The sequence below is a fragment of the Agrobacterium sp. CG160-95 genome (genome assembly GCF_053521725.1).
The window spans coordinates 535667-561914 of sequence record NZ_JBNWDU010000001.1 but is presented as its reverse complement, the minus strand read 5'-3'; the positions used below and the strand labels follow the sequence as shown (position 1 = coordinate 561914).

The following is a 26248-nucleotide window of genomic DNA, read 5'->3' as shown; positions in this document are numbered from 1 at the left end:
TTTAAATAAAAGATGCGTATGATAATTTGTGGAAAAAATATTCAATAACGAGATTTTTGCAGGTATTTTAGTCCAAAATAAGATCGGGCGACGATTGGATCGCCGCCCGTTTCTGCATTCAGCGTGTCAGACGGTGTCCTTGCCCGCGACCTTCAGTGCGAAGGCATATTCGAAGGCAATTTCTTCCAGCCGCTGGAAACGGCCCGACTTGCCTCCATGGCCAGCCGCCATGTTGGTCTTGAGCAGGATCGGGGCTTCCCCCGTCGTCTTTTCGCGCAGTTTCGCCACCCATTTGGTCGGTTCCCAATAGGTCACGCGCGGGTCGGTGAGGCCGGAAAGCGCAAGCAGCGGCGGATAGGGCTTTTCCCCGACATTGTCATAGGGGCTGTAGGCGGCGATCCACTGATATTCCTCTTCCGATTCCAGCGGATTACCCCATTCCGGCCATTCCGGCGGGGTTAGCGGCAGCGTGTCATCAAGCATGGTCGTCAGCACGTCCACGAAGGGAACCGCAGCGATGATGCCGGCAAATTTTTCCGGGGCCATGTTGGCGACGGCGCCCATCAGCATTCCCCCTGCCGAACCGCCTTCCGCGATGATGCGATCGTAGGAGGTAAAGCCTTCCTTGACCAGATGATCGGCAGCCGCGATGAAATCCTTAAATGTGTTCTGTTTGTCTTTCATCTTGCCGGTTTCATACCACTCGAAACCCTTGTCCTTGCCGCCGCGAATGTGGGCGATGGCATAGATGAAGCCACGGTCTGCCAAAGACAGCGTTGTGGTGGAGAAGGAAGCGGGAATGGTAATGCCATAGGCGCCGTAGCCATAAAGCAGGCAGGGGGCCGAACCGTCGAGCGCTACATCCTTGCGGTAAAGCAGCGAGACCGGCACCAACTCGCCGTCATGGGCAGGCGCCATGATGCGGCGGGTAATGTAATCGTCGGGATTATGGCCGGAAGGCACTTCCTGCGTTTTCAGCAGCGTGCGGTCGCGCGTCACCATATTGTAGTCGAACAACTGGCTCGGCGTCGTCATCGAGGAGTAGGAGAAGCGGATGACATCGGTGTCGTACTCTGCAGCGCCATGCAGGCCAAGCGAATAGGCTTCCTCGGCAAAGGCGATGGAATGTTCCTCGCCCGTGCGGCGATCGCGGATAACGATGCGCGGCAGGCCGTCGCGGCGCTCCAGCCAGATCAGATGGCGGGCATAGGCATCGACGGAGAGAATGAGGCGACCCGGCTCGTGCGGCACGACCTCCTTCCAGTTTTCCTTGCCCGGCGCGGTCACCGGCGCTTCCATGATGCGGAAATCCTTGGCATCGCCGTCATTGGTGAGGATGTAGAAGACATCGCCGCCTTCGCACATCGAATATTCGATACCTTCCTCGCGCTCCGCAACCACGACAGGCTCGGCCATCAGGTCCTTGGTGGAAAGAATGCGGTACTCGCTGGTCTCATGGTCGTGAATGTCGATGAAGATGAAGTCGTCGAGCACGGACGCGCCAACGCCCATGAAGAAGCCGGGGTCCTTTTCCTCATAGACCAGCCGGTCGGCCGACTGCGGCTCGCCGATGATGTGGTGGAAGACCTTCGAGGGGCGGTGGTTTTCGTCCTGTAGCGTATAGAAGAAGCTCTTGCCGTCAGGCGCCCATGCCCCGCCGCCGCCGGTATTTTCCACGACATCGGCAAGGTCTTCACCGGTTTCGAGATTACGGATGCGCAGCGTGAAATATTCCGAACCCTTGTCGTCATAACCCCAGATGCCGTGACTGTGATCGGAAGACTGGTCGAGGCCGGCAAGACGGAAATAATCCTTGCCTTCAGCTTCCCTGTCGCCATCAAGCAGCACGTGCTTTTCGCCGCCATCACGCGGGGTGCGGAAATAATGCGGTTGCTCGCCGCCGGTCACGAACAGCGTGCCATAGGCATAAGGTCCATCATTGACCGGAACAGAGGAATCATCCTGCTTGATACGGCCTTTCATCTCCTCGAACAGCTTTTCCTGAAGCGTCTTGGTGTCGCCCATTGCGGCTTCCATATAGGCGTTCTCGGCCTCCAGATGGGCGCGGATGGCTGGGTCGAGTAGGGTAGGGTCCTTGAACATGGCCTGCCAGTTATCGGCCCGGAACCATGCGTAGTCATCGGTACGGGTGATGCCGTGATGCGTATCCTGGACAGGCCGTTTTTCGGCGGTCGGGGCGGCGGGCAGGTTCTTGAAAATCGGCAAGGGAAACTCGCTTTCGTATGAAAAATGCGTGGGCGGCACCCAAGATGTAGAGTGCCCCTCACCACCGATCAAGTTTCAAATCTCCACAGGTGAAATGAGGCTTTGGCACAATTTCGTCAGTTTTCGATCACATTTTGGCAATATCCGGCAAATCAGCGATGATACGCGCCTGCCACCGGCCTGCCGTGCATCGATAAGAACAAACGAAAACTGACAGGATCCCATGCGAAAGTTTCTTCCCGCTGCTCTTTCTGCGTTTTTCCTTGCCTTGCAGGCATCTACACCCGCTTTCGCAATAGACGCCAACGTCATGCGGCAGCTGAACGTGCTCGCCCCCGAGGAGCGTCTGGAGCAGCGTTGCGACATAGAGGCGATGGAGCGGATCGCGACGGAGCAGAAGGGCATGAAGCCGGATAAGGTCATTGCCTATACCTTCGGTGATCCCGAGGTTGGCAAGAATTCGATCAAGGCGTCGGGTGCAGTCTTCAGAAGCGCCGGTGAATGGTACAAGCTCAAATACAAGTGCCAGCTGAAAAGCGACAGCCTCTCCATCCAGTCCTTCGATTACCGTGTCGGCGACAAGATTCCCGAAGAGCAGTGGAAGAAGTTGTATCTTTATGACTGATCGGGGAATTCTTCGTCTGCGGTCGCCGGTTTAAACCCCGCTTTTCTTGCCGCCCTGCCAATGGGTCTGTAACGCTGTCCTTCGATCGAAGTGAGGGGCGAGAACATGGCGAAGCAATTCAAGGGACTTTCGGCTTTTCCGATCACGCCCGCTGACGAGGCCGGGCAGGTGGATAGCCAAGCCTTTTCCGCCCTCGTCGAGCGGCTGGATGCGGCGGAGGTCGATTCCATCGGTATTCTCGGCAGCACCGGAACCTATATGTATCTGTCGCGTGCCGAGAGGCGGCGCGCGGTCGAGGCAGCCCATGCCGTCCTCAAGGGCAGGCGCACATTGATGGCAGGCGTCGGCGCATTGCGTACCGATGAGGCCGTGGCGCTGGCGAAGGATGCCGAAGCTGCCGGTGCCGATGCGCTGCTTCTGGCACCCGTTTCCTATACGCCGCTGACCCAGGAAGAGGCCTATCACCATTTCGCCGCCGTCGCCGGCGCAACCGATTTGCCGCTCGCCATCTACAACAACCCGACGACGACGCGATTCTCCTTCAGCGATGAGCTTCTGGTCAGGCTCGCCTATATCCCGAATATCCGTGCCATAAAGATGCCGCTGCCGGCCGATTCCGACTATGCGGGAGAGCTTGCGCGGCTGCGGCCGAAACTGACGGATGATTTCGCCATCGGTTACAGCGGCGACTGGGGATGTGCGGAAGCAACGCTTGCCGGTGGCGATGCCTGGTACAGCGTCGTTGCGGGCCTGCTGCCGGTTCCGGCATTGCGGTTGATGCGCGCCGCCCAGGCCGGGGATGCGGAGGAGACGCGCAGGCTCGATCTGGCCTTCCAGCCGCTCTGGGCGCTCTTCAAGGAATTCGGCAGTATCCGCGTGATCTACGCCGCCGCCAATGCTTTGTCGGTAACGGCATGCGAGCCGCCCCGGCCAATCCTGTCGCTCACCAGCGCAGAGCGCCAGCGGGTGGAAGAGGTGCTGAACGCTCTGTCCACGCTGGAAGCCGCGCCATAATTCGGGCGTTTTGCAGGCGGATTGCCACATCTTACCCTTCGGAAACTGAAAAATGCTGCGTAGCCTGCCCTTTGCCGCTCTCTTCCTGTCGCTCTCCACTGCCGCCATCGCGGGGACGGGTCTCGTCGAGCCGACGCTGAAAATGACGCCGAGGCATGACGGCAGGGTGCGGGTGGCGATGACTCTGGACGCCTGCATGGGCAAGACCGACCATCGCATTCTCGATACGCTGGTGCAGGAAAAGATACCGGCGACGATCTTCGTCACTGCCCGCTGGCTGAAGCACAATAGCGAAGCGCTTGCCGTAATGATGGCGCATCCGGATTTGTTCGAGATTGAAAACCACGGCGAAAACCATGTACCAGCGGTGGACAAGCCCGTTGCCATCTACGGCATTGCCGCTGCCGGTTCGGAAGCGGCAGTCGAGCAGGAGGTCGAGGGCGGCAGGCAGGCAATTGTCGCCATGACCGGTTTTCAACCGCAATGGTTTCGCGGTGCGACGGCGAAATATACCGCCTCGTCTATGGCCACCATCAACAGGCTCGGCATGCGGGTGGCGGGTTATTCCGTCAATGGCGATGGCGGCTCGCTTCTGGGCGCGGCCGCCACGGCAAAGCACATCGCTTCAGCCAGGGACGGCGACGTTATCATCTCCCACATCAATCAGCCTACCCACGAAGCGGGTGAGGGCGTGGTGAGGGGACTTCTGGCGCTGAAGGCGCGCGGCGTGGTGTTCACAAGGCTGGACGACCCGTCGTTTACGCCGCCGGGTAATTGAGCGGGGCGGCTCTCTCCTCATTCCTGTAACAAGCACGGGAACGAGGGAAATGAGCATCCCACATCCACGCCCGTTTTTCGGCGGCATACCGCGCAAATTTGCGCTAGCATCCTCCCATGCTGTTCAAACGCCCCGACACCGAAACCCTATATTCCGCCCTTGTTAACAAGGACCCCGCCTATGAGGGCGTGGCCTATGTGTGCGTGACCTCGACGAAGATTTTCTGTCGCTTTACCTGTACGGCGCGAAAGCCGAAGATCGAAAACTGCCGCTTTCGCGAAACCATCGCCGAATGTCTGGAAGCTGGCTTCCGCCCCTGCAAGCGCTGCAAGCCGATGCTTTCCTATGGCACGGCGGATGAAACCGTCACCACCCTTCTGACGGCACTGGAAAACGAACCGGCGCGGCGCTGGCATGAGGAGGATGTGGTGGCGATGGGCCATGACCCTTCCACCGTGCGCCGCACCTTCAAACGCCGTTTCGGCATGAGTTTTCTGGAAATCGCAAGGTTGCGGCGGCTGGGAGATGCGGCGACAAGCCTCGCATCAGGAGAAGCCGTGATCGGCGCGCAGATCGATGCCGGATATGAATCCGGCAGCGGTTTCCGCTCGGCCATCAACCAGTTCTTCGGCACCTCTCCCGCCGCCATGAAAGGCAAGGGGTTCCTGAAGGGCGACTGGATCGACACGCCGATCGGCCCGATGCTGGTGGTTGCCGATGATCACGCCCTGCATCTTCTCGAATTTGCCGACCGTCCAGCGCTTCCGGCCGAATTGAAGCGGCTGAAGGCCCGCACCGGCGCGGATATGGTGCTGGGCAGGACGCCGGTCACCGGCCAGATCGCAGCAGAACTCGCGGCCTATTTCGCCGGGCACTCGGCTGACTTCGAAACCCGGCTTGCCGGACACGGCACACCCTTCGAGCGCGATGTCTGGCACGCATTGCGGGAGATACCGGCGGGAGAGATCGTCAGCTATTCTTCGCTTGCGACGTCGATGCAACGGCCATCCGCCGTGCGTGCCGTCGCCCGCGCCAATGGCGCCAACCAGATCGCCATCGTCGTTCCCTGCCACCGGGTGCTGGGCGCAGATGGCAGCCTGACCGGGTATGGCGGTGGTCTGTGGCGGAAGAAATGGTTGATCGAGCACGAGAGGCGCATGGCCGATAAGCTCCGCATCCCTCTCGCCTCCTGACCGGCCATCAGGCCGGCAGGTTTGGAACGATGCGGCGTGAAGGAAACAGCTCGCGCGTTACTGTCATGGCGATCAGCGACAGCGGCAGTGCCAGCATGGCGCCCGCAGCACCCCACATCCACGTCCAGAAGATGATCATCACGAAGACGAGGAAGGGGTTGATCTCCATATTGCGGCCCACCACTGCCGGAAAGGCCAGGTTTTCCATCAACAGGTGAATGGTGAAGAAGATCGCGGATGGCAGTAATGCCAGCACCATGTTGTCATGCGTGATGATGCCTGCCACCGCCAGCGACACCGTCATGGCGGTGATGCCGAGAAACGGCACGAAGCTGGAGAGGAAGGCGAAGAGCCCCCACAGAAGCGGCATGGCCAGCCCGCCGAAATAGGCGATCGCCACCATCGTCACGCCCAGCGCCGCATAGATCAGCGCTGCCGTGGCAAAATAGGTGCCGAGCACTTCTTCCACCGAAGCGATGATCCGAATGGCCCTCAGCCGCTGGTGCCGGGCCGGAAAGGCCATGATGATCGCCTTGCGCAGCCGCAGGCGGCTGTAGAGGAACATCAAAAGCGCGGCGAGGAAGATCATGCCCTGAACGACTGCGGGGGTGACGTTGGAACCGAGCAGGGAAATTATCTCGCCGCTGCGCGAAATCAGCGACTCCATTGAAATCGACCCCATGCTGAAGGTCGCTGCCGAAATGTTCAGCCATCGGATGCTTTGAAGATAGGGCAGGAAGCGGTCCATACTGCGTTCGATCAGCGCTGGTCCTTCGGAGGCGAGCTGCGACAAAGGGTCGATCAGCGAATTGATCACGAAAAACATGACGGCCGCGACAAGGCCGGAGAGAATGACCGCCACACCGGCACCAGGAATGCCATAGGAACTGAGCTTTTCCGCCGCGATGCCGAGGATCATGCCCACGACAATCGCCAGCACCACCGGTATGAGGATCAGAGACAATTCATGAATCACCGCCATCATGACGACGAGAAAAATGCCGATCACCGACCATGCAACGGCCACATCGAGCGCTTCTCGGCCGAGCGGTTGCTGGCTGCGCGCGTCGTCACGGTGCGAGCCGGACGCCAGACCCTCGAAAGGGTCGGCCTTCGTCGACGGAGCGTTTGCGGCGCGCCGCCCGATATTGCCCAATATGCCGGTTTTTTCCGGCCTGGCATTCTCATTCATCGAACTGTCCCCCAATAAGACATCAAACGTTCGAAAAATGAGGCGGTTCCGGAGCGGCAAAAATTTCTGCCGCCCCGTGGTCTTTACGCGGAAAGCTTCAGGCCTATGCCCCACGGATCTTTGAGAACAATACCGTCGCTCTGTCGTTCCGTAGCTATTTCCAGCCGGTCGAGAGCAGCTATTGCAGTTTTGAGCGCCGCACTGTCGTTGAACTTCAGCGAGTAGCCCGAAAGGCCCGTCATGTTGTCCTTGCGGGCCGTGGCGCCGCGGCTGTTCCAGATATTGGCGGCCACATGGTGATGATATGCGCCCGAGCCGAAGAAGCTGGCACCCGGATAACGCGCCATGATCTTCAACCCCAGTACATCCCGATAAAACTCATCTGCCTGCGGAATATTGCCGACCTGCAGATGCATGTGGCCGATGGCCGTTCCATCGGCAGCGCCCTCGAACGCCGTTTTCGGCGCACTGTCATACAGCGCCTGTAGGTCGAGGCGGAGCGTAGCCATCTCCACCGTGCCGTCCTGCTGGTAGGTCCATTCCGACGGCGACCGGTCGCGATAGACCTCGATGCCGTTACCTTCGGGGTCGGCCAGATAGATCGCTTCACTCACCAGATGGTCGGATGCGCCCTGAAGCTGGATATTGTTGTGCGCGGCATGGGCCAGCCAATGGGCCAGATCCTCGCGGCGCGGCATCAGGAAGGCGGTGTGGAACAGGCCTGCGGCATTGCGCGGCGCGCGTTCAACCGTGCCGGAGGTGGAAAGTGTCAGCAGCGGCTGGCCGTTGACACCAAGAACCTCGCCGCTCGGGCTTTTCTCGATGACGGAGAGGCCGATGATTTTCTGGTAGAATTCCGAAATGCGCGGCAGATCGTGAACGACAAGATGAGCCTGACCGACATAAGCCGGCCGCGTCAGGGCGAATTGTTTGATTTCACTCATCATAATCTCCATATTGAATCCGGCGTGCTGACGACGCGGATTTGCGCATCTGCATCAGCCGACGCCGCTTTGCGGCGTTCATTTGTGGTGAATATGGGCGGGTTTTGTCGTTCAGCAAAGATCGCCATCTGGCGATTGACCGTCCACTATTCGTTGACAATGCCCCTGTTGCTGCTCCGACGCGGCTTTGACTTCAATCAAGGCGAAGGGCGCATCGGCAGGGAAATATGAGCCCGACACGTGAACGGCAGATTACGCCAAAGGAGATAGCCATGTACAAGAAAATCATCGTACCGGTAGACCTCAGCGCCATCGACAAGGGAGAGAAGATTCTCGCCAAGGCCAGGGCGCTGCTGGATGCCGATGGCGAGATCGTCCTCATCAATGTGGTTGAGGAACTGCCCGGCTATATGGCGATCGACCTGCCGGTAGACCTCATCGAAAATGCCATCAAGGATGCCAAGACGAAACTTGCGGATATTCAGGCGAAGGCCGGCTTCAAGGGCAAGCACGAAATCAGAAGCGGCGCGCCGGCGCGTGAAATCATTGCCGCTGCCGAAGAGCACAAGGCCGATCTCATCATCATCGCATCGCATATGCCTGATTTTACCAATTATTTCATCGGCGCCACCGCCGACCGCGTGGTGCGCCATGCCAAGTGCTCGGTGCTGATTGACAGGTAAAGTGAGTTGAAATCTTGGGGTAGCGGGCGATTTTCGCCCGCACCGGCTGGAGGAGAAGACCATGAATGTCGAAAGTTACGAGAAAATCCTGCGCGACCGCCAGCGCGAGCTTTACAGCCGCCTGCACAAAATCGAGGCGGATTTCGAAGAACCGCGCAACCCCGATGATGACGACCGCGCCGCTGAACGCAGCAATGACGAGGTGCTGGATGAAATAGGGCAGGTGGGCCAGGACGAGTTGCGCGCCATCGACGCCGCACTCGACCGCATCGCGAACGGTACCTACGGCACCTGCGTCAAATGCGGCAAGAAAATTTCGGAAGACCGCCTGAAAGCCGTGCCCTATACGCCGTTCTGCCAGGAATGCGCTGCGGCCTTGTGAGGGCGCTCCTTTTTCCCTCCTCATTCCTGTGACAAGCGCAGGAATGAGGGAAACGGCGAGGCCACCGCTCAACCTCTCCTTTCGCAACAGCCCGGAACGCAATTTGATCGCCGTTAACCGGCTGCTGTCTTGTTCCTGTCTAATATTGCCGTCATGCTTGGCCCCAAGCAGGCAAACGGGAATGGACTATGAGTAACGTGTGGCGGTTTGGTCGCCAGTATGATTTTCACGAGATTGTCGCCGATGGTATCGTCCACGGCGTGGGTATCGTTTTTGCGCTGGTGGGCGCCACGGCGCTGATTTTTTACGCGACCGTCTGGGGCAGCCTCAGCGCCATCGCGGCCGCCTGGATTTACGGACTCGGCCTTGTCGCCTGCCTTTCCGTGTCCTTCACCTATAATATCTGGCCGCATTCCAACGTAAAATGGTTCCTGCGCCGGCTGGACCACTCGGCGATCTTCATACTGATCGCCGCCACCTACACGCCGTTCCTGATGCGCGGTATCCACGAGCCGCTGATTGCCACCATGCTGGGGCTGATCTGGCTTGCCGCCATCTGCGGCATCTTGCTCAAATGCCTGTTTCCCGGCCGTTACGACCGGGTCGCCATAGGCCTTTATCTCGCCATGGGCTGGAGCGGCATCATGGTTGTGCAGCCGCTCTCAACGCATCTGGCCCCCGTCACGCTCTGGCTGATTGTCGCTGGCGGTGTCATCTATTCGCTCGGCGTGGTCTTCCATGTCTGGGAAAAGCTGCGATTCCAGAACGCCATCTGGCACGGTTTCGTCGTTGCCGCCGCCGTTGTCCACTATTTTGCCGTGGTCACTTCCTTCAGCCTCGTTCCCATGTCTTCCTGAGCTAGAGAGCACTGGACAGCCATCCGCGTCATCGCCTAATGCTCGGCTGAAGGTCGTGCCCCGGAACGTTGGGCGCGCGATGCAGACAAGAATGAGGGCGAACGATAATGAGTTTGGAACTGCGCGATGCCACCGTGGACGATCTTTCCGGCATCATGGAGATTTACAACGACGCGGTCCTGAACACGACGGCGATCTGGAACGAAGTGCTGGTCGATCTGGAAAACCGCAAGGAATGGTTTTCCGCCCGCAAGTCACGCGGCTTTCCTGTGATCGTCGCGATTCTTGACGGCAAGGTTGCCGGCTACGCTTCCTATGGCGACTGGCGCGCCTTCGACGGCTATCGCCACACCCGCGAACATTCGGTTTATGTCCACAAGGACGCGCGCGGCCACGGCATCGGCAAGCGGCTGATGCAGGCGCTCATCGACCACGCCTCCGGCAACGATGTGCATGTGCTGATCGCCGCGATCGAATCGGAAAACGCCGCCTCCATCCGCCTGCACGAAAGCCTCGGTTTCACCGTTGCCGGCCGGTTTTCGGAAGTGGGCACCAAGTTTGGCCGCTGGCTGGACCTGACCTGCATGGAGCTTAAACTGAACTAGTATGCGGCCGGGATTTCTCTCAGGCAGGGCGCCGGGCGAAGGCCAGCATGACACCGAAAGCCATCATCATCGAGCCGCTGATCCGGTTGACGCGCTTCAGGGCGCGCGCATTGCGCATAAGACCGGACAGTCGCGAACCGACAAAGGCATAAACGGTGATCGCCATCACCTCGAGCAGCAGGAAAATTGTGCCGAGCGTGGCGAAGCTCTGCCAATAGGCGTCCTGCTGGATGAACTGCGGGAAAAAGGCCGTGAAGATCAGGATGGCCTTCGGATTGCCGGAGGCGACAAAAAACTCCTGCCGCAGATAGGTCTTGAGAATATTTCCGTTGCCCGAGGAGATATCGGGAGCGGTGACATCCGCCCTTGAGCGGATGAGCTTGAAGCCGATCCACAGCAGGTAGAGAACGCCGATCCATTTGATCAGCGAAAACATCATTTCGGAAGCCATCAAAAGTGCGCCGAGGCCCAAAGCGGCGATCGCGATCATGCCCGCAAACGCAACCAGCCGGCCGCTCGCGGCCATCATTGCCGTTGCCATGCCGTATCGCGCACCAACCGTCATCGACAGGAGATTGTTGGGCCCGAACGCCATGTTCAGGGCAAAGCAGGCGGGAATGAATATGAGGATGGTTTCGAGCGCCATGACGGTGATCCGGAAGGAGTGAGATCGCGATAATCTCACTCTCCGGTCCGGCTGTCGAGACGGTCATTTTCTTCGCAAAAACGGCCGGCAGGCAACCGGCCGTTACCTGTCTCTCATCAGATCGGTTCGAACACCATCGAATGGCCGTTGATGCAATAACGCAGGCCGGTGGGCGGTGGGCCGTCCGGGAAGACGTGGCCGAGGTGGCCGCCGCAATTGGCGCAGCGGATTTCGGTGCGCACCATGCCAAGCGTCGCATCGCGATGTTCCGTCACCGCACCCGGTTTCACCGGTTCGAAATAGCTCGGCCAGCCGCATCCTGCATCGAATTTGGTATCGGAGAGGAACAGCGGTTCGTCGCAGGCGGCGCAGCGATAGAGGCCTTTCTGGAACGTGTCCCAGTAGGGACCGGTAAATGGGCGCTCGGTGCCGTGTTCACGCAGGATGCGATATTGCTCCGGCGTCAGCTGCTCGCGCCAGTCGGCATCGCTCTTGTTCACTTTCGGGGATGTCAGATCGCTCATGGAATGATCCTTTCTGTTCCTGCCAGAAATAGGCATCGGCGCTGCAGATTGAAAGAGGGCAGCTGTCATAACGAGTACGTTATGGGCAGGTATGAGAGTCGATTTGGGTTGAGATGGCGGTGTCTATGCCTTAACTGAAAAATACGATTTGAAAAGAACGCCATTCATGGGCGTACAGGGGTAGGGGAAGCCCTGGGAGATGTGAATGACATCAGATGTCACGCAGCTGACATTCCTGTCGCTGTTTTTGCCGTTTCTGGCAGCGCTTGCCGCACCGATGCTGGTGAAAAGATTAGGTCACAATGCCGTCTGGATATTGGCGATCGCGCCCGCGCTGGCCTTTGTCCACTTCGCACTGATGCTGCCGCAGGTGGCGGCTGGCGGCGTGGTCACGGGCGGTTACGTCTGGGTTCCAAGTTTCAACCTCAGCTTTTCGTGGTTCATCGACGGCCTGTCGCTGACCTTTGCACTTCTGATCACCGGTATCGGTCTGCTGATCGTGCTTTATGCCGGCGGTTACATGAAGGGGCATCCGCAGCAGGGCCGCTTCCTGTCTTTCCTGCTTCTGTTCATGGGCGCGATGCTGGGCGTCGTGGTTTCGGACAGCCTGTTGATGCTGTTCGTTTATTGGGAACTGACCTCGATAACCTCGTTCCTGCTGATCGGCTTCGACCATGCGCGCCCGGCCGCACGCCGTGCCGCCTTGCAGGCGCTGGTGGTAACGGGCGGCGGCGGTCTGCTGCTGCTCGCCGGGTTGATCTTCATCTGGGACATGAGCGGCATGACGCAATTGTCCATGCTGGTGCGTGGCGGCGATATATTACGCGACAGCCCGTTCTATCTGGCTGCGCTACTGCTGGTTCTCGGCGGCGCGTTCACCAAATCGGCGCAGTTCCCGTTCCATTTCTGGCTTCCCAACGCGATGGAGGCACCGACACCGGTTTCGGCCTATCTGCACTCGGCAACCATGGTGAAGGCCGGCGTCTATCTTCTAATGCGCCTCAACCCCGTTCTCGGCGATACCGCTGCCTGGCAGATCCTGCTGCCGTTCTTCGGCGGGTTGACCATGCTTACCGGCGCACTGCTGGCCGTGCGCCAGACCGACCTGAAGCTGATGCTGGCCTATACCACCATGTCCTCGCTCGGTCTGCTGGTGATGCTGACTGGCTTCGGCTCGGACCACGCGATTGAGGCGGCTGTGCTTTATCTGGTGGCGCATTCGCTTTTCAAGGGCGCACTGTTCATGGTCGCCGGCATCATCGACCACGAGACCGGAACCCGCGATGTGACGAAGCTCGGCGGCTTGCGAAAAGCCATGCCGATCACCTTTGCGGCAGCACTTGCCGCAGCCATCTCCATGGCCGGCCTGCCGCCCTTCTTCGGCTTTCTCGCCAAGGAGGAGATTTATTATGCGCTGGCGCATGGCAATCCGCGTGCCGTGCTGTTCACCGGCATCGCCATTCTCGGCAATGCGCTGATGTTTGCCGTCGCTTTTGCCGTGGCGCTGAAACCTTTCCTCGGCAAGCCCGTGAAAACCCCGAAACACGCTCATGAGGGACCACTGCTGCTGTGGCTCGGCCCGGCGCTGCTGGCGATAAAGGGGCTGACCATCGCTCTCTTCGCTGGCCTTTCGCATTTTTACATTTCGACGCCGATGGCAAGCGCGATCGCGGGTGAGGCGCGCCCGGTGGAAATCTCGCTCATTCCCCATATCGGCGTGCCGCTCGGCCTGTCGCTGCTGACGATCGCGCTCGGCATCGTCCTCTACATGCAGCTTTCCGCCGTTCGCGGCCTGATGGTGCGCACCTTCAAGGCGCTGGGTGCAGGGCCGGACAGGGGCTTCGATGTTTTCATCGAAACGCTGGTCAAAATCTCGTTCCACGTTGTCAGGCTTATCCAGCCCGGCAGGCTGGAATTTTACGTCACCGCCACTTTCGCCGTCATCGCCGTCGTGCTGCTTGCGCCGCTGTTTCTCTATGGCGAAATGCCGTCCATGCCGGCGTGGCCGCACGACATGAAAATCCATGAGCTGACCTTCATTGCCATCGCGGTTGCGGGCCTTGTCGCTGTGCTCACGGCGTCCAGTCGGCTTACGGCCATCATCGCGCTCGGCATTCAGGGGTTTGCGGTGGCGGTCATCTTCCTGCTGTTCGGTGCGCCCGATCTGTCGTTTACGCAATTCATGGTCGAAACCCTTTCCGTGGTCATTCTGACGCTGGTGATGACAAGGCTTCGCCTGTCGCCGTCAGACCACCGCGGCCCTGGCCAGAAGCTTCTGGACAGCACCATCGCCATTGCCTGCGGAACCGGCTTTGCCCTGTTCCTGATGCAGGCGACGGAAGCGTCGCTCGATAATCGCCTCACCGATTTCTACAACACCTATTCCAAGGTCATCGCCCACGGGGCGAATGTGGTGAACGTCATCATCGTCGATTTCCGCGGCATGGATACGCTGGGCGAGATTGCGGTGGTGATGATAACAGGCCTGGCCATTCTCGCGCTCATCCGCATCCGCCCGGCTGCTGCCATCAAGGGACCAGCAAAAATAGCGAAGAAGAAGGGAGCGCGGGCTTGAACACGCTTATCCTGCGCACCGTCGCCCCCGTAGTCACCAGCCTCATGGTGCTGTTTTCCATCTTTGTATTGCTGCGCGGCCATAACGAGCCGGGCGGCGGTTTCATCGGCGGGTTGATCGCGGTCTCGGCGCTGGCGATCTACGGCATCGCTTATGGTGTGGCCGCAGTCCGGCGCGCCATCGTGTACCATCCGCTGTCCATTGCCGGCGCGGGGCTGCTGTTGGCGATGTTGTCTGGTCTCGTCTCGATTGCAGCCGGCGTGCCCTTCATGACCGGGCTGTGGGTCTATCCGAGCCTGCTCGGTGTGGAAGTGCCACTCTCCACCGTCATGTCCTTCGATATCGGCGTTTATCTCGTCGTGGTCGGTGCCATCACCTCCATTGCGCTGGCTCTGGAAGAAAGGGATAGCGACTGATGGAAGCTGTTTTCTCCATTCTCGTCGGCATCTTTTTTTCGGTGGCGATCTATCTCATGCTCTCGCGTCACAGCATCCGCATGCTGCTCGGCATCGCCATTCTCGGCAACGCAGTCAACCTCCTGCTGTTCACGGCGGGAAGGCTGACGCGCGAAGTGCCGCCGATCATTCCGCCCGGCATGGACACGCTGCCGGCGGGTGCCGCCAATCCGCTGCCGCAGGCGCTTATCCTCACGGCAATCGTCATTTCCTTTTCCTTCTTCTGTTTCCTGCTGGTGCTGACCTGGCGCGCGTTCCAGGAATTGCAGACCGACGACACCGACGAAATGCGCACCGCAGAACCGGCAGGCGAGCCTTTGCCGCCGCTCGGTTATTGAGCGGGGCGGGGCACAGACACATGGCTTCATCCACCACTTCCGCAATATCAGATATTTCCGCAGCGCTTGTCACGGCACCCGTGCCGCTATCCGACTGGCTGATCATCCTTCCCGTCGCGCTCTCAATAGGCGCAGGTGCGGTGCTGATGATGCTGCGCCACACCATGCGTCTGCATGCGCCCATTGCAATCACGGCACTTGTTCTGCTGGTACTGCTCGATGCTGCGCTTCTGTGGAAGGTCGTGACCCAAGGGCCGTTCACCATGGTCATGGGCCGCTGGCTGCCACCCTTCGGCATTGCCTTTACGGCTGATCTGACTGGCACGCTGCTGTCGCTCGCCGCCGCCATCGTAGCGCTGGCCGGTGCCATCCACGCCAGCGCCGATATCGACGCCAGCGGCAGGCGATACGGTTTTTATCCATTCCTGATGCTGTTGATGGCGGGTGTCACCGGTGCGTTCCTGACCGGCGACCTCTTCAACCTCTATGTCTGGTTCGAGGTGCTGCTGATCTCGTCCTTCGGCCTCATCGTGCTGGGCTCCACGCGCGAGCAGATCGATGGCGCGCTGAAATACGCCATCCTCAACCTCATCGGCACGACGCTGTTCCTGATCACGGTCGGTTATCTCTATGCCATCTTCGGCACGCTCAATATGGCCGATATCGCGCTGAAGGCGACGCAGCTGCGCGGCACGGCTCCGCTGATGACGCTGGCCAGCCTGTTTGCTCTCGCCTTCGCCATGAAGGCGGCGGCCTTTCCGGTGAATTTCTGGCTGCCCGCCTCCTATCATACGCCGCGCATCGTCGTTTCCGCCCTGTTCGGCGGCCTGCTTACCAAGGTCGGCATCTACGCGCTGCTGCGCGTCATGGTCATGCTGTTTCCGGTCGAGCGGGAGGAGCTGAGTATCGTCATCGCCATCTCTGCGGCGCTGACAATGGTGCTCGGCGCCATGGGTGCGCTGGCACAGAACGATATCCGCCGCATGCTCGGTTACATCGTCATATCGGGCATCGGTTACATGATGGCGGGCATCGCCATCGGCACGCCCTCCGGCGTTGCTGGCGCGATCTTTTACGCGCTGCACTCCATGGTGCTGATGACGGCGCTTTATCTCGCCGCCGGCCACGCCGCCCGCCTTGGCGGCAGTTTTACCCTGACTTCGCTCGGTGGCCTTTATCGGCAGGCGCCGTGGTTTTCGGGCCTCGCGCTCGCCTTGTTTTTCGCCGGTTCCGGCCTGCCGCCGTTTTCCGGGTTCTGGCCGAAGGTGGTTCTCGTCAAATCGGCGATCGATATCGGCGCCTGGTGGCTTGCCGCAGCCCTTCTCCTGTCCGGCTTCATCGCCACCATCGCCTTCGGGCGGGTCTTCCTCTTATGTTTCTGGCGCCCGGCAGTGGCCTCAACCGGCCAGGCGCCGTCGCTGCCTGCGTCGCATCTGGCGGCCCCTTCTTTCGTCCCGCTGGTCGGGCTGACATTGCTGGTGGTGTTCTTCGGCCTGTTTCCGGAAAGCCTGCTCAATCTCAGCCAGCAGGCGGCTGCGGGGCTTGGCAACCCCGAAGCCTATATCCAGTCGGTGTTTCCCGAAGGGAGTAGACCATGAGCCGCTACATCCTGTTACTGCTCTTCGTTGGCGTATGGCTCGCTGTGAGCGGCAGCGTCACGCCGGCGAACATTCTCTTCGGCCTCATCGTCTCGGCGCTGGCTCTGGGCCTTATTCGTCACCAGATCCCCAAGGGCGGCCGTCATCGGCTGCGTCCGGTCCGCGTGCTGTCGCTGCTGCTGCTGTTCTTCAAGGAGCTGGCGCTATCGGCCTGGAAGGTGGCGGTGATGGTGACGCGGCCGAAGCTCGATGTGCAGCCCGGTATCTTCGCCTATCCGCTCAGGCTGACGACGGATTTCGAGATCACGCTGCTTGCCAATCTCATCACGCTGACCCCCGGCACACTTTCGGTCGATGTTTCCGAGGATAAAACAACGCTCTACGTCCACGCGATCGATTGCAGCAATATCGAAGCCGCCAAGAATGACATCAGAAACGGCTTCGAAAAAAAGATCATGGAGGCGTTTCAGGGATGACGCCGGAACTCATAGTTTCATTTGCAACTGTACTTGCCACGGTTGTACTGTCCGCTGCCTTTTTGCTGACAGTATATCGCGTCGTCGTCGGTCCGACCTTGCCGGACCGAATCGTCGCGCTCGACATGCTGGTCGGTATCGCCATCGGCTTCATTGCGGTTATCGCCATCCGCACCGGCGTCGATCTTTATGTCGATATCGCCATTGCGCTCGGACTGGTGGGTTTTCTCGCAACGGTGGCTTTTGCCCGCTTCGTCCTGTCGCGCGGTGCAGATGGCAGGCGCAGGACAAAGGCTGTTCTGGACGGCGAGCGGGCATCGGAAGTTGTTGAAAAACCTGAAAAACAAGTATCCAGGCGTGGAAAAAGAAGGGGCGGGCGATGATGGGCTGGATCGTGGCTATTCTGGTTGCGGCACTGACGGTCTCAGGTGCCGCCTTCTCGCTGATTGCGGCAATCGGGCTTAATCGCCTGCCGGATGTCTACACCCGCATGCATGCGGCTTCCAAGGCGGGAACGGTGGGCTCAGGCCTGTTGCTGCTGGCTGTCGGCATTCATTCCACGGAAATATCGACGCTGGCACGGGCACTTGCCGGTTTCTTTTTCTTTGTTCTGACAGCACCGGTCTCCGCACATCTTCTTGCAATGGCTGCACACAAGGCAGGTTATCCACTTGCTGATAAATCGGTAGTTGATGACCTAAAGAAAATTTGAAGTTGAATTACCCCCTAATAATGGGGGGTCTTCGTTTTGCATTACTACTTGGCATAGTATTTTATTACCCGTGATTTTTTGTATTCCAATTAGACTGTTTTGAACTGAAAAAATCATAATAGGAATTTGACTTTTGCTGTTTTGATGCTATCCAAATTAAGTGTAAAATTGCTTATTGCGATTTGCATCTAGCCTCTTCATGGTCGGCATAGGCATTTTATTAATGTCTAATCTATGGTTGATCAGACCTTTGTTGGCCATGTCGCGGGCTACAAGTTGAATCTCGGATCAATTCGTTTCCGGTTTCGCTTGAAATCTAGGGGTAGATTTCACGTTGGTTTCAACAGGGCGAAGGAGGGGCACCGGGTAACTTCACATCGCTCGATGCGGCGTTCATCCGTGTCTGGAGATAAATAACAGGAGATACTTAAATGACGGAAACTGCATACGGTAACGCCCAGGATCTGCTGGTCGAACTGACGGCGGATATTGTGGCTGCCTATGTTAGCAACCACGTCGTTCCGGTAACTGAGCTTCCCGGCCTTATTTCGGATGTTCATACGGCACTCAGCGGAACATCGGCACCGGCATCGGTGGCGGTCAATGTTGAAAAGCAGAAGCCTGCTGTGTCCGTTCGCAAGTCGGTTCAGGACGATCATATCGTCTGTTTGGAATGTGGTGGCTCGTTCAAGTCGCTCAAACGCCACCTGACGACGCATCACAGCATGACGCCGGAAGAATATCGCGAAAAATGGGATCTGCCGGTCGATTATCCGATGGTTGCTCCCGCCTATGCCGAAGCCCGTTCGCGGCTCGCCAAGGAAATGGGTCTCGGTCAGCGCCGCAAGGCGACCCGTTGATTTTCTAAGACGGATTGTGTCGCGGCTGTATTTTCTCCCCGTCCGGGGAAAGATGGCCCGAAGCGCCGGATAAAGGGGACCTTGGCAGCATATTGCTGGCCTTGCCCCTTAACTCGCCGCCGTGACCTTTTCCCTTAGCAGGAGATGGCGGCAGGGCGCGCATGCCCGCTCCATACACAACTTGCACCATAGTGTTATATCCGGCTGGTCCTTAGACCGGCTTTTTTATTGCCGCGCGCAATTTCGACAGAGGAAAAAAATCCTTGTTGAGGCGTCACCTTTATTCAAAAACAAAGCGAAATCAATCGCATGTTTTTCAACGCCAAATTTGCCCTTCCCCGCGTCCATCCTCAGGTGTATGAATTAATTCCTATTCGTAAAGGAGTTGCATATGCCTTCGGACATATCGTCTTTGCCTGCCCCCTTTCGGCCCTGTGTGCAGGTTGCCGATAGCAATTTCCGCCGTTTTCCGCCTGCTGCCGGGCGGGATGAGATTTCCCGGATTTGCCGGCTGGTCCGGCAACTGGCCGGGGAAATGGTGCAATTGACCGGCGATCGTGTGGCTGCGCGCCGGGACAGGCGGCGCACCGAATGCCATATCCGCCAGATCGCCATGTATGTGTGCCATGTGCAGCTCGGTATTCCCATGTCAGATATCGGCCCCTGTTTCGGCAGGGACAGAACGACAGTCGGCCATGCATGCCAGGTGGTTGAGGATCGTCGCGACGAACCCGCCTTTGACGAGTTCGTCGCCACACTGGAGCGGCTTTCCGGCAGCATTTTCAACGTGATGAAGGGTGTTCGGGATGAGTGAGACAAAAAGCGCTCCATCGATACTTCCCGATCCTGTCCTGTTGCGGCTCCTGCGCTGCATTGCTGCGGGCACGGCTGCGATATCGGAGGATCGCGGCGATATGGTATTGCAGCGACCGGAGGCCGGGAACGGCAGGACAGGGCGTCCGGCGTTGCGGTTTCCGGCCGCTACGGTGCAGCTAGCCCTCTCTTCGGGGCTGATCGAAAGACGCGAAAACACACTCTCCGCCGCGCCGCCGCTCGCCTCCTATTTGAAGCGCGCTATAGCCAGGGATCGCGACGAGATTTTTCAGCAACAGCACTGGGATTTGCAGACGGTGGTTCTGGATGTCGGCAAGGACAGGCAGCCGGCCCGGCGCAACCTCAATAGCTCGCCACTGACAGGCCTTTCACGGCTGAAGGAAAAGGATGGCACGGCATTCTTCCCCAGCGACGCCTTGCAGGCGGGCGAACGCCTCGCCGCCGATTTTCACCGCGCGCAATTGAACCCGAAGGTTACGGCAACTTGGGAACCGAAAATTGCAAGCCGCACGAAGGGGGAGGCGGGTGGCAAGCTCGATCTTACCGATGCGGCGATTTCCGCCCGGACGCGGTTTTCCCGTGCAGCCGATGCTATGGGGCCTGAACTTTCAGGTGTCGCCATCGATATCTGCTGCTTTGAAAAGGGGCTGGAGGCCGTAGAGCGCGAGCGGCAATGGCCGGCGCGTTCGGCAAAACTGCTGCTGCGGGCCGCTCTGCTATCGCTTGCCCGGCATTATGCGCCGCAAGCGCAACGCAGCAGAAGGACAAGCCACCATTGGGGCGACGGAGATTATCGCCCGCCGATGGCGCCAACGATGGCAACAGAATGAAGGCTCAGGCGGTCAGAAGTCTCGCTTCCTCGCGGATACGTTTGACCATGGAACGCAGGCCATTGGCGCGCTGCGAGGACAAATGTTCCACCAGCCCGATCTTGTCGAACACCTCAATGGCGTCCAGACCGGCGATTTCGGAAGCTTTTTTACCGGAATAGACGGCAAGAACGATGGCGACGAGGCCGCGCACGATATGCGCATCGGAATCGCCCTCGAAGGTCATGAGAGGATCTTCGGCACCATCGCTGTGGCTGACGAGCCAGACCTGGCTTGCGCAGCCCTGCACCTTGTTCTCAGGCGTGCGCTTGTCTTCCGCAAGGTCGGGAAGCGCCTTGCCGAGTTCGATGACGTAACGATAGCGATCCTCCCAGTCGTCGAGGAAGGCGAAATCGTCAAGGATCGTATCGAGAGAGGCCATGTTGCGCGCCGTATCGTTCGTTATTGCCATGCTTTGCTACGATATAGGGCAAGTGCAGACGGTTTTGAACCATGCGGACCATGAAAAAGCCCACGGAAAACAGGTTTCCGTGGGCAAGTTTGGCAGGCAGTCACGCAGGCGGACATATCCGGCTGCAGAGAAGGGGCGGCGCGGCGTTAGGCGGCGGCGCAAAATATCAGGGGGTGGGGCGCTTCTGCGGCAGAGGAATGATGGTGCCGGTCTTCAGCATGTCGGCATTCCCAGGGAATTCGACGCTGATCGCCGGTGCTGCGGCCAGTTTTTCGCTCTCGCTGGCGAGTTCGGCTGCGGGTGCCGTTTTATCACCGGATGCAAGCTGCGCGTCGAGCAATTCATAGGCGACCTTGGCGCCTTCCTTTGCCCGTTCACCGAGCGCATGGAAGGTTTCGGCGCCCTTGACGCAGACGTCGGGTTTTTCGATGCAGATGGCGCTGACATAACGATAGGCCTCACCGGCTGCCGAAACGGCGCTGGGAATATCGAATGCCGAAGGTTCCTTGGTCGGATCGTTGCTGCTACCGAAATAGGACAGCGCGACCAGCACCAGCGAAAACCAGAATGTTCCTTTGATCAGAAACCACATTGTCAGACTACCCTGCCAGATGATCTTTGTTTTGAAGCCCCGCCCTTTTTGGGTCATCGGCCTTTGTCCCGTTTTTCGGGCTTGGAGAGAAGCTACAGGCGACCGGCGAACAGCCAATTGCAAAAAGCCGCGCAATTTAATTCAAATTGTATCTATTCTCCTCGGATCGGGACCGGCTCCAGCAATTCCGTCGCATTTTAACAGTCCATGTTAAGCATAATTGCGACAGATGCCGTCTGTTCCGGGCAAAAGTGCTCATCCGTGCTGCCACAAAGGTTAACGCGATGGCAAAAATAAAGCGAAATCCGTCGCTTACCCGTCATTAACCATGATTGGCAAAGCTTGGTTGAAATGCTCCGTAATGGGACTGCGGCGCATTTCGCGGCTGTTTGGTGCCGTTCTTTTTATCCATTCCTTAAGCCGCGGGCTTCTATTGTCGGAGCCGTTAGATCCGTCTCAGGGATTCAGGTTTGGTATTGCGTAATATGAGAAAAAAAGCGGTCGCATTGGTCGACCATGCCGCAGGCAGATGGCTTGCGCGTATGGAGGAGGACGCCGAAAGGCGCGCCGGCACCGTTGCGCGCCTGCGCCGCCTGTTTGCCTTCAGTGCCGTCGGCTTTCTGGTCGTTCCCGCCCTGTTCAGCCTCGTCTTCAGCCCCGCCATCGCGCTGCCCATCGGCGCCGCTCTGGTGCTGGCGCTCTATCTGGCCGCAGCCGCCCTGTTGATCGCCTTTTCGCGTCCTGCCCGTGGCGCAGCGTCCCTGTCCGCTCAAGCCGGCGACGATGACCTCGTTGCGGCATCGCAGGTGCCCGGCCTCGTACTCACCATCAATGAAAACGGCCTCGTCGAGCGCGTCTCTGGCCGCGACCTTGAAACGTTTCCAGCCGATCTTCAGGCCTGCAAGGGCCATGTCTTTGCCGAATATGTCTATGTTTCTGATCGCATCGAGCTGATGCAGGCTTTCGACCTTCTGCGGCAGGGCGAGGAAAAGTCCAGCGTGGAACTGCGGTTCGAAACCGGTGCGAAATCGCGCCAGGCGCAGTTCATTCACGCGCGTATGGAAATGACGGCGATCCGCAATGCGGCCGGCAGGCTGCGCCGCGTCGTCGCCCAGCTCTCCGACGTCACCGAGATGGAGCTTCTGCGCCGCGATGTCGCCCGCAAGGCGGCAGAGGCGGAATCGGCCAACGACGCCAAGTCGCGGTTCCTCGCTGCCGTCAGCCACGAGCTGCGCACCCCGCTCAACGCCGTCCTCGGCTTTTCCGACATTCTGGCGGGCGAATATTTCGGCCGGCTGGAAAACGACCGCCAGCGGGAATATGTCGGCTTGATCCGCCAGTCCGGCGCGCATCTCCTGTCGGTGGTCAACACCATGCTGGATATGAGCAAGCTGGAAGCGGGCCGTTACGAGCTGATGATGGAAAGCTTCCCGATCGGCGAAACCATCTCGTCCTGCGAGGCCATGCTCGGCTTGCAGGCGAAGGAAAAAGGTCTGACATTGACCAGCCGCATCCAGCGCGGTATCGGCGAAATCTCCGCCGACCAGCGCGCCATCCGCCAGGTTCTCATCAATCTGGCCGGTAACGCCATCAAGTTCACCGATGCCGGCGGTGTAGTGTCGATCGATGCTGCGCGTGAAGGCAGGATGCTGAAACTGACGGTCAGCGATACCGGCATCGGCATCGCATCCGACAAGATTGAACTCCTGGGCCAGCCTTTCATGCAGGTCCAGAATGAATATACCCGTCGCTATGAGGGCACGGGTCTGGGATTGTCCCTGGTCAAGGGTCTGGTAGCACTGCATGGCGGCACTTTCGCCATCACCAGCCAGCCCGGCGCGGGGACGGTCGTAACGATCATGTTGCCTGCCGACGGTTCCGGCATGGCAGGTGGCGAAAACGCTGAAACCGAATGCATGGTGGAGTTTCCGCCGCGCATCAAACGGCTCGGCGAAATGGCCGCGATTATGAAGAAGGATGGTGACGATGGCCCCGCGAAAGCGAAAATCGCCTAAGAAAACAACGGCCCAGATTGGCGCCGGGATTGTTTCCTTGGTGGTTTCGGCCATCGGGCGCGAACTGCTGCGCCGTCCCAAACTGGTGGGCGGCTCAGGCGCCTTCGTGGTCGTCTTCGGTTTTGTCGCCGCCAACGCGCTCTGGTACCAGCCGGGCGTTCATCCGTCTCCTTTTCTGCGTACCCGCGATGCGGCAAACCCGAACGGCATTGCCGGCTATCGCGCGGCAGAGCCGCTCGGCACGCAGGGCCATGTCACGACCTTCCGCATAGAACGCCCGAGCGAAACCGAAACGGCACAGCAACCGGCGGCCGCAACGGCGACGCCCGCGACATCGGTTGCGGCGGAAAACCAGAAGCCGCAGCAGATCGTTGCCGATATTCAGGCCGAACTTAAAAAACGCGGGCTTTACGAAGGCGAGGCGGACGGCAAGATGGGACCGCGCACGGCTGCCGCCATCATGTTCTTCGAAGAAACACTCGGCATGGAACAGACCGGCGAACCGACGACACGGGTGCTGGCGGCGCTCAGGATCGACGGCGCAACCGTCGCCGCAATTCCGAAGGATCGGCCTTCCGACGCCAACACCGGCGGCGGCGTTGAGATCGACCCGGTCGCGGCCGCAATCCGCAAGGCTGAAGCGCCTCGTCCCAAGGCCGAACCGGTCTCCTTGAACAGCGCTGCCGCCGCTTCAAAGCCGGTGAGCCGCGATCTGATTGCAAAGATCCAGCAGGGACTGATCAACATCGCCTATGCCGATGTGAAGGTGGACGGTGTGGCCGGCGAGCAGACCCGCAACGCCATCCGCCATTTCGAAAAACACTACCGCCTGCCGGAGACCGGTGAACCCAGCGAAGCCGTGCTGAAGAAGCTGAAATCGATCGGGGCGCTTTAGGGGACTGGGTCTCAACTCTCCCCATTCCTGTGACAAGCGCAGGAACGAGGAAAGAAGAGAGCGTAACAACACGGACAGGCAGCGGCCTGCCGCTTCCATCGAAAGCACCCCAATGCGCCTCAAATCCGAAATCTTCGTATCAGCCCTTATCCGCCGCGTGTTTTCCGCTGGTGGCTTTGCCGCTGTCGAAAAGAAGGGTGCGGAAGAGGCCGGTGCGATCTTCATCCGCCAGCGCCTTCGTGATGGCCGCGAAAACCTCTATGGACCCGCGCCGCAGAGTTTTGCCGAGGACGAGGAGGTCCGGGCCGAACGCCGTTTCGAGACGCGCCTTGCGGGTGTGGAGGGGGAGGAAAGTGCTGCTCTTCTCGAAAGGGAGCGGCGCTTCGACAGCGATCTGTGGGTCGTCGAGATCGAAACGGACGAGATCGGCACTCTCCTGACGCTGGTGGACCAACCGAAGATTTAAAGCGTGCATCAGCTTTGCGCCCGGAATTGCTCCGGGCGAGGGGTGGCCGCCTTAACCCTCACGTCCCCGTTCTGTGAATGACAGGTGCGCTGTGGTTCGGTCGTTCGCGGCCGTGGGTGTAGCTGTCGGCGCGCCGCCAGCTTTCCACCCGCTCTTCGCATTCAATGATTTCGAGGCGGTCAAGCATGGCCTCGGCGCGGCTCATATCGCCTTCTGCGGCGGCAAGATGCGGATAGAAGCATTGCAATATGAAGGCGGCTTCGGAAAATTCCATGCCGAGCCCGATCAGGGTGGTGGCGAGCTGCGTGCCTGATATGTCGAGCATGATGCGCTCCGACAGCCAGTAGCTGGACGACAGCGAATCCGCCAGCGTCACCGCAAACTGCCGCGCATCACGCTCGCGCGCGAACCGCACGAGCAGCGCTTCCTGCACGTCACTCAGGCGGCGCAGGCCAAGAACGTCGCTTTCCGGGCGGCTGAGCTGATGCGCCATCCGTTTGATGCGCTGGCGCATTTCCTCTTCCACGGCGGTGGATTTGATCTGGGCGTCTGCCGGCTGCGCAATGGCGGGCTCCGGCATGGCGGGAGGCGTCGCATCATCGGGTCGCTTCAGGTCTTCCATGTGCCGCAGGCCGACTAGCGCGTCGATGACGGTCGGCGACAGGTCCTCGCGCCGCACGATGGCGCGGGCATGGGCGGCCCCTTGCGTGCGGGCAATGGTGATCAGCGTGTCGTCATCAAGGCACTTCGACGAAATCAGGAAGGGGGCGGCAATGGAAATCGGCTGGCAGGCGATGAAGAAGGCAACCGCCGAAGGCACGTTGGGATGCTGGGAAAGCGCTGCAATGGCTTCCCGCTTGGCCTCTTCGGTGGAAGCGTTGAAAAGCGGCATGAAAAGCTCGGCAAACTGCCGAAGGTCCGTTTTTGACGGATGGGGAACAGTCTCAAAATTCGTGACAGTGGCCATTAGCACCACATCTTTCTTCCTCACGGCTCTTGGCCTCTCAAGTTCTCGAAACCGGTCGGTCAACGCACTACCCAACAAAAACGCAAACACAATATCGGTTCAAATTAGAGCAAATCCGTTGACACCCTGTTAACTATGGGGGGTGGCAAGCGTTATTGTGCGTTTATCAACAAGGAAATTTTAAAACCTTCGTGACGGACAAAACGTCATGGAACCTTGCCGTCTCGCCTTTGTTTTCAACGGGTGCAGCTTTATGAAGGATAAGTTGGCGCCCGGCGATTAGGGTTAACGGATCATTAACCTCTGTCTGTTTCTAATTTCATGGGCAGTATTAGGATTCCATGTTATTCTGATTGATAGAATAATTTCGAAAATGGCATGCCGAAGCCTTGATATGCGCACGACACCTTGCAAAATCGCCATCGATTTTTGGGTCGTGCCAAAACCAGTCTGTGGGCTGGATTATGCGCAATGTGATGGTGATGAAATTCCCGACGCAAGACGAGGCTTGCGCG

30 protein-coding genes are annotated in these 26248 nt (G+C 59.1%); 22 read left to right on the top strand and 8 right to left on the bottom strand.

Features of this window, described 5'->3' with window-relative positions:
- Positions 1-126: 126 nt before the first annotated feature.
- The gene (locus tag ACQZ63_RS02830; protein WP_113556048.1) at positions 127-2226 is read right to left on the bottom strand and encodes a S9 family peptidase; all 2100 of its coding nucleotides are present in this window, start codon (positions 2224-2226) and stop codon (positions 127-129) included.
- Positions 2227-2449: 223 nt separating this feature from the next.
- Here ACQZ63_RS02830 and ACQZ63_RS02825 point away from each other — a divergent pair, with 223 nt between their 5' ends.
- The 4 genes from ACQZ63_RS02825 to ACQZ63_RS02810 all read left to right on the top strand — a co-directional run bounded on the left by ACQZ63_RS02825 (position 2450) and on the right by ACQZ63_RS02810 (position 5836).
- Positions 2450-2851 carry a DUF930 domain-containing protein gene (locus tag ACQZ63_RS02825; protein WP_003511997.1) on the top strand — a complete coding sequence of 134 codons (402 nt, stop codon included), beginning with the start codon at positions 2450-2452 and terminating at the stop codon, positions 2849-2851.
- Positions 2852-2956: 105 nt separating this feature from the next.
- Positions 2957-3865: a dihydrodipicolinate synthase family protein gene (locus ACQZ63_RS02820; protein ID WP_003511998.1), complete on the top strand. Its 909-nt coding sequence runs from the start codon at positions 2957-2959 to the stop codon at positions 3863-3865.
- 52 nt (positions 3866-3917) lie between these two features.
- On the top strand, positions 3918-4643 hold the full coding sequence (locus ACQZ63_RS02815; protein WP_113555925.1) for a polysaccharide deacetylase family protein: 726 nt from the start codon (positions 3918-3920) through the stop codon (positions 4641-4643).
- 116 nt (positions 4644-4759) lie between these two features.
- Positions 4760-5836: a trifunctional transcriptional activator/DNA repair protein Ada/methylated-DNA--[protein]-cysteine S-methyltransferase gene (locus ACQZ63_RS02810; protein WP_113555924.1), complete on the top strand. Its 1077-nt coding sequence runs from the start codon at positions 4760-4762 to the stop codon at positions 5834-5836.
- 7 nt (positions 5837-5843) lie between these two features.
- On the opposite strand, the gene ACQZ63_RS02805 is transcribed toward ACQZ63_RS02810, so the two are convergent.
- On the bottom strand, positions 5844-7028 hold the full coding sequence (locus ACQZ63_RS02805; protein WP_003512001.1) for an AI-2E family transporter: 1185 nt from the start codon (positions 7026-7028) through the stop codon (positions 5844-5846).
- 83 nt (positions 7029-7111) lie between these two features.
- The gene (locus tag ACQZ63_RS02800; RefSeq protein WP_113555923.1) at positions 7112-7972 is read right to left on the bottom strand and encodes a VOC family protein; all 861 of its coding nucleotides are present in this window, start codon (positions 7970-7972) and stop codon (positions 7112-7114) included.
- Here ACQZ63_RS02800 and ACQZ63_RS02795 point away from each other — a divergent pair.
- The 5 genes from ACQZ63_RS02795 (at position 7955) to ACQZ63_RS02775 (ending at position 10499) form a co-directional block, all read left to right on the top strand.
- Positions 7955-8203, top strand: coding sequence for a hypothetical protein (locus ACQZ63_RS02795; protein ID WP_141566650.1), 249 nt, complete (start codon positions 7955-7957; stop codon positions 8201-8203). The genes ACQZ63_RS02800 and ACQZ63_RS02795 overlap by 18 nt on opposite strands.
- Before the next feature lie 41 nt (positions 8204-8244).
- The gene (locus ACQZ63_RS02790; RefSeq protein WP_003512003.1) at positions 8245-8655 is read left to right on the top strand and encodes a universal stress protein; all 411 of its coding nucleotides are present in this window, start codon (positions 8245-8247) and stop codon (positions 8653-8655) included.
- 61 nt (positions 8656-8716) lie between these two features.
- Positions 8717-9037, top strand: coding sequence for a TraR/DksA family transcriptional regulator (locus ACQZ63_RS02785; RefSeq protein WP_003512004.1), 321 nt, complete (start codon positions 8717-8719; stop codon positions 9035-9037).
- 188 nt (positions 9038-9225) lie between these two features.
- Complete coding sequence (gene trhA / locus ACQZ63_RS02780; protein ID WP_003512005.1) at positions 9226-9894, top strand: PAQR family membrane homeostasis protein TrhA; 669 nt, start codon at positions 9226-9228, stop codon at positions 9892-9894.
- 107 nt (positions 9895-10001) lie between these two features.
- A complete protein-coding gene (locus tag ACQZ63_RS02775; RefSeq protein WP_003512007.1) occupies positions 10002-10499 on the top strand; it encodes a GNAT family N-acetyltransferase in 498 nt (165 codons plus the stop codon).
- A 19-nt stretch (positions 10500-10518) separates the two neighbouring features.
- Here ACQZ63_RS02775 and ACQZ63_RS02770 read toward each other — a convergent pair whose 3' ends face one another.
- Positions 10519-11145, bottom strand: a complete 627-nt coding sequence (locus ACQZ63_RS02770; RefSeq protein ID WP_113555922.1) for a LysE family translocator — start codon at positions 11143-11145, stop codon at positions 10519-10521.
- Between the two features lie 116 nt (positions 11146-11261).
- Complete coding sequence (gene msrB, locus ACQZ63_RS02765; RefSeq protein WP_003512009.1) at positions 11262-11669, bottom strand: peptide-methionine (R)-S-oxide reductase MsrB; 408 nt, start codon at positions 11667-11669, stop codon at positions 11262-11264.
- 205 nt (positions 11670-11874) lie between these two features.
- On the opposite strand from msrB, the gene ACQZ63_RS02760 reads away from it, so the two are divergent.
- From ACQZ63_RS02760 to ACQZ63_RS02715, 10 genes are all read left to right on the top strand, one after another.
- Positions 11875-14244, top strand: a complete 2370-nt coding sequence (locus tag ACQZ63_RS02760; RefSeq protein ID WP_113555921.1) for a putative monovalent cation/H+ antiporter subunit A — start codon at positions 11875-11877, stop codon at positions 14242-14244.
- Entirely contained in the window at positions 14241-14660 is a 420-nt protein-coding gene (locus tag ACQZ63_RS02755; protein WP_003512013.1) for a Na(+)/H(+) antiporter subunit B, read from the top strand. Before ACQZ63_RS02760 ends, ACQZ63_RS02755 begins: the two co-directional genes overlap by 4 nt.
- Complete coding sequence (locus ACQZ63_RS02750) at positions 14660-15037, top strand: Na+/H+ antiporter subunit C (protein ID WP_003509263.1); 378 nt, start codon at positions 14660-14662, stop codon at positions 15035-15037. Before ACQZ63_RS02755 ends, ACQZ63_RS02750 begins: the two co-directional genes overlap by 1 nt.
- Positions 15038-15057: 20 nt before the next feature.
- Positions 15058-16635: a Na+/H+ antiporter subunit D gene (locus ACQZ63_RS02745; protein ID WP_113555920.1), complete on the top strand. Its 1578-nt coding sequence runs from the start codon at positions 15058-15060 to the stop codon at positions 16633-16635.
- Positions 16632-17111: a Na+/H+ antiporter subunit E gene (locus ACQZ63_RS02740; protein WP_013635705.1), complete on the top strand. Its 480-nt coding sequence runs from the start codon at positions 16632-16634 to the stop codon at positions 17109-17111. The genes ACQZ63_RS02745 and ACQZ63_RS02740 overlap by 4 nt, the downstream gene beginning before the upstream one ends.
- On the top strand, positions 17108-17494 hold the full coding sequence (locus tag ACQZ63_RS02735; protein WP_003512027.1) for a cation:proton antiporter: 387 nt from the start codon (positions 17108-17110) through the stop codon (positions 17492-17494). The genes ACQZ63_RS02740 and ACQZ63_RS02735 overlap by 4 nt, the downstream gene beginning before the upstream one ends.
- Positions 17491-17823, top strand: a complete 333-nt coding sequence (mnhG, locus tag ACQZ63_RS02730) for a monovalent cation/H(+) antiporter subunit G (RefSeq protein WP_003512029.1) — start codon at positions 17491-17493, stop codon at positions 17821-17823. Before ACQZ63_RS02735 ends, mnhG begins: the two co-directional genes overlap by 4 nt.
- A 431-nt stretch (positions 17824-18254) precedes the next feature.
- On the top strand, positions 18255-18683 hold the full coding sequence (gene ros, locus ACQZ63_RS02725) for a MucR family transcriptional regulator Ros (protein WP_113555919.1): 429 nt from the start codon (positions 18255-18257) through the stop codon (positions 18681-18683).
- A gap of 391 nt (positions 18684-19074) precedes the next feature.
- Positions 19075-19497 (top strand): helix-turn-helix domain-containing protein, encoded by a 423-nt coding sequence (locus tag ACQZ63_RS02720; protein WP_003512040.1) that lies wholly within the window; start codon positions 19075-19077, stop codon positions 19495-19497.
- Complete coding sequence (locus tag ACQZ63_RS02715; RefSeq protein WP_113555918.1) at positions 19490-20347, top strand: DUF6456 domain-containing protein; 858 nt, start codon at positions 19490-19492, stop codon at positions 20345-20347. Before ACQZ63_RS02720 ends, ACQZ63_RS02715 begins: the two co-directional genes overlap by 8 nt.
- A gap of 4 nt (positions 20348-20351) precedes the next feature.
- On the opposite strand, the gene ACQZ63_RS02710 is transcribed toward ACQZ63_RS02715, so the two are convergent.
- Positions 20352-20768 (bottom strand): SufE family protein, encoded by a 417-nt coding sequence (locus ACQZ63_RS02710; protein WP_025592801.1) that lies wholly within the window; start codon positions 20766-20768, stop codon positions 20352-20354.
- 196 nt (positions 20769-20964) lie between these two features.
- The gene (locus tag ACQZ63_RS02705) at positions 20965-21390 is read right to left on the bottom strand and encodes a DUF5330 domain-containing protein (RefSeq protein ID WP_025592804.1); all 426 of its coding nucleotides are present in this window, start codon (positions 21388-21390) and stop codon (positions 20965-20967) included.
- Positions 21391-21875: 485 nt separating this feature from the next.
- On the opposite strand from ACQZ63_RS02705, the gene ACQZ63_RS02700 reads away from it, so the two are divergent.
- From ACQZ63_RS02700 to ACQZ63_RS02690, 3 genes are all read left to right on the top strand, one after another.
- Positions 21876-23405 (top strand): sensor histidine kinase, encoded by a 1530-nt coding sequence (locus tag ACQZ63_RS02700; RefSeq protein WP_003512044.1) that lies wholly within the window; start codon positions 21876-21878, stop codon positions 23403-23405.
- Positions 23377-24300 carry a peptidoglycan-binding domain-containing protein gene (locus ACQZ63_RS02695; protein ID WP_013635711.1) on the top strand — a complete coding sequence of 308 codons (924 nt, stop codon included), beginning with the start codon at positions 23377-23379 and terminating at the stop codon, positions 24298-24300. Before ACQZ63_RS02700 ends, ACQZ63_RS02695 begins: the two co-directional genes overlap by 29 nt.
- Positions 24301-24412: 112 nt before the next feature.
- A complete protein-coding gene (locus ACQZ63_RS02690) occupies positions 24413-24766 on the top strand; it encodes a DUF1491 family protein (protein ID WP_003512046.1) in 354 nt (117 codons plus the stop codon).
- A 58-nt stretch (positions 24767-24824) separates the two neighbouring features.
- On the opposite strand, the gene ACQZ63_RS02685 is transcribed toward ACQZ63_RS02690, so the two are convergent.
- On the bottom strand, positions 24825-25733 hold the full coding sequence (locus ACQZ63_RS02685) for a DUF2336 domain-containing protein (protein WP_003512047.1): 909 nt from the start codon (positions 25731-25733) through the stop codon (positions 24825-24827).
- Between the last annotated feature and the right edge of the window lie 515 nt (positions 25734-26248).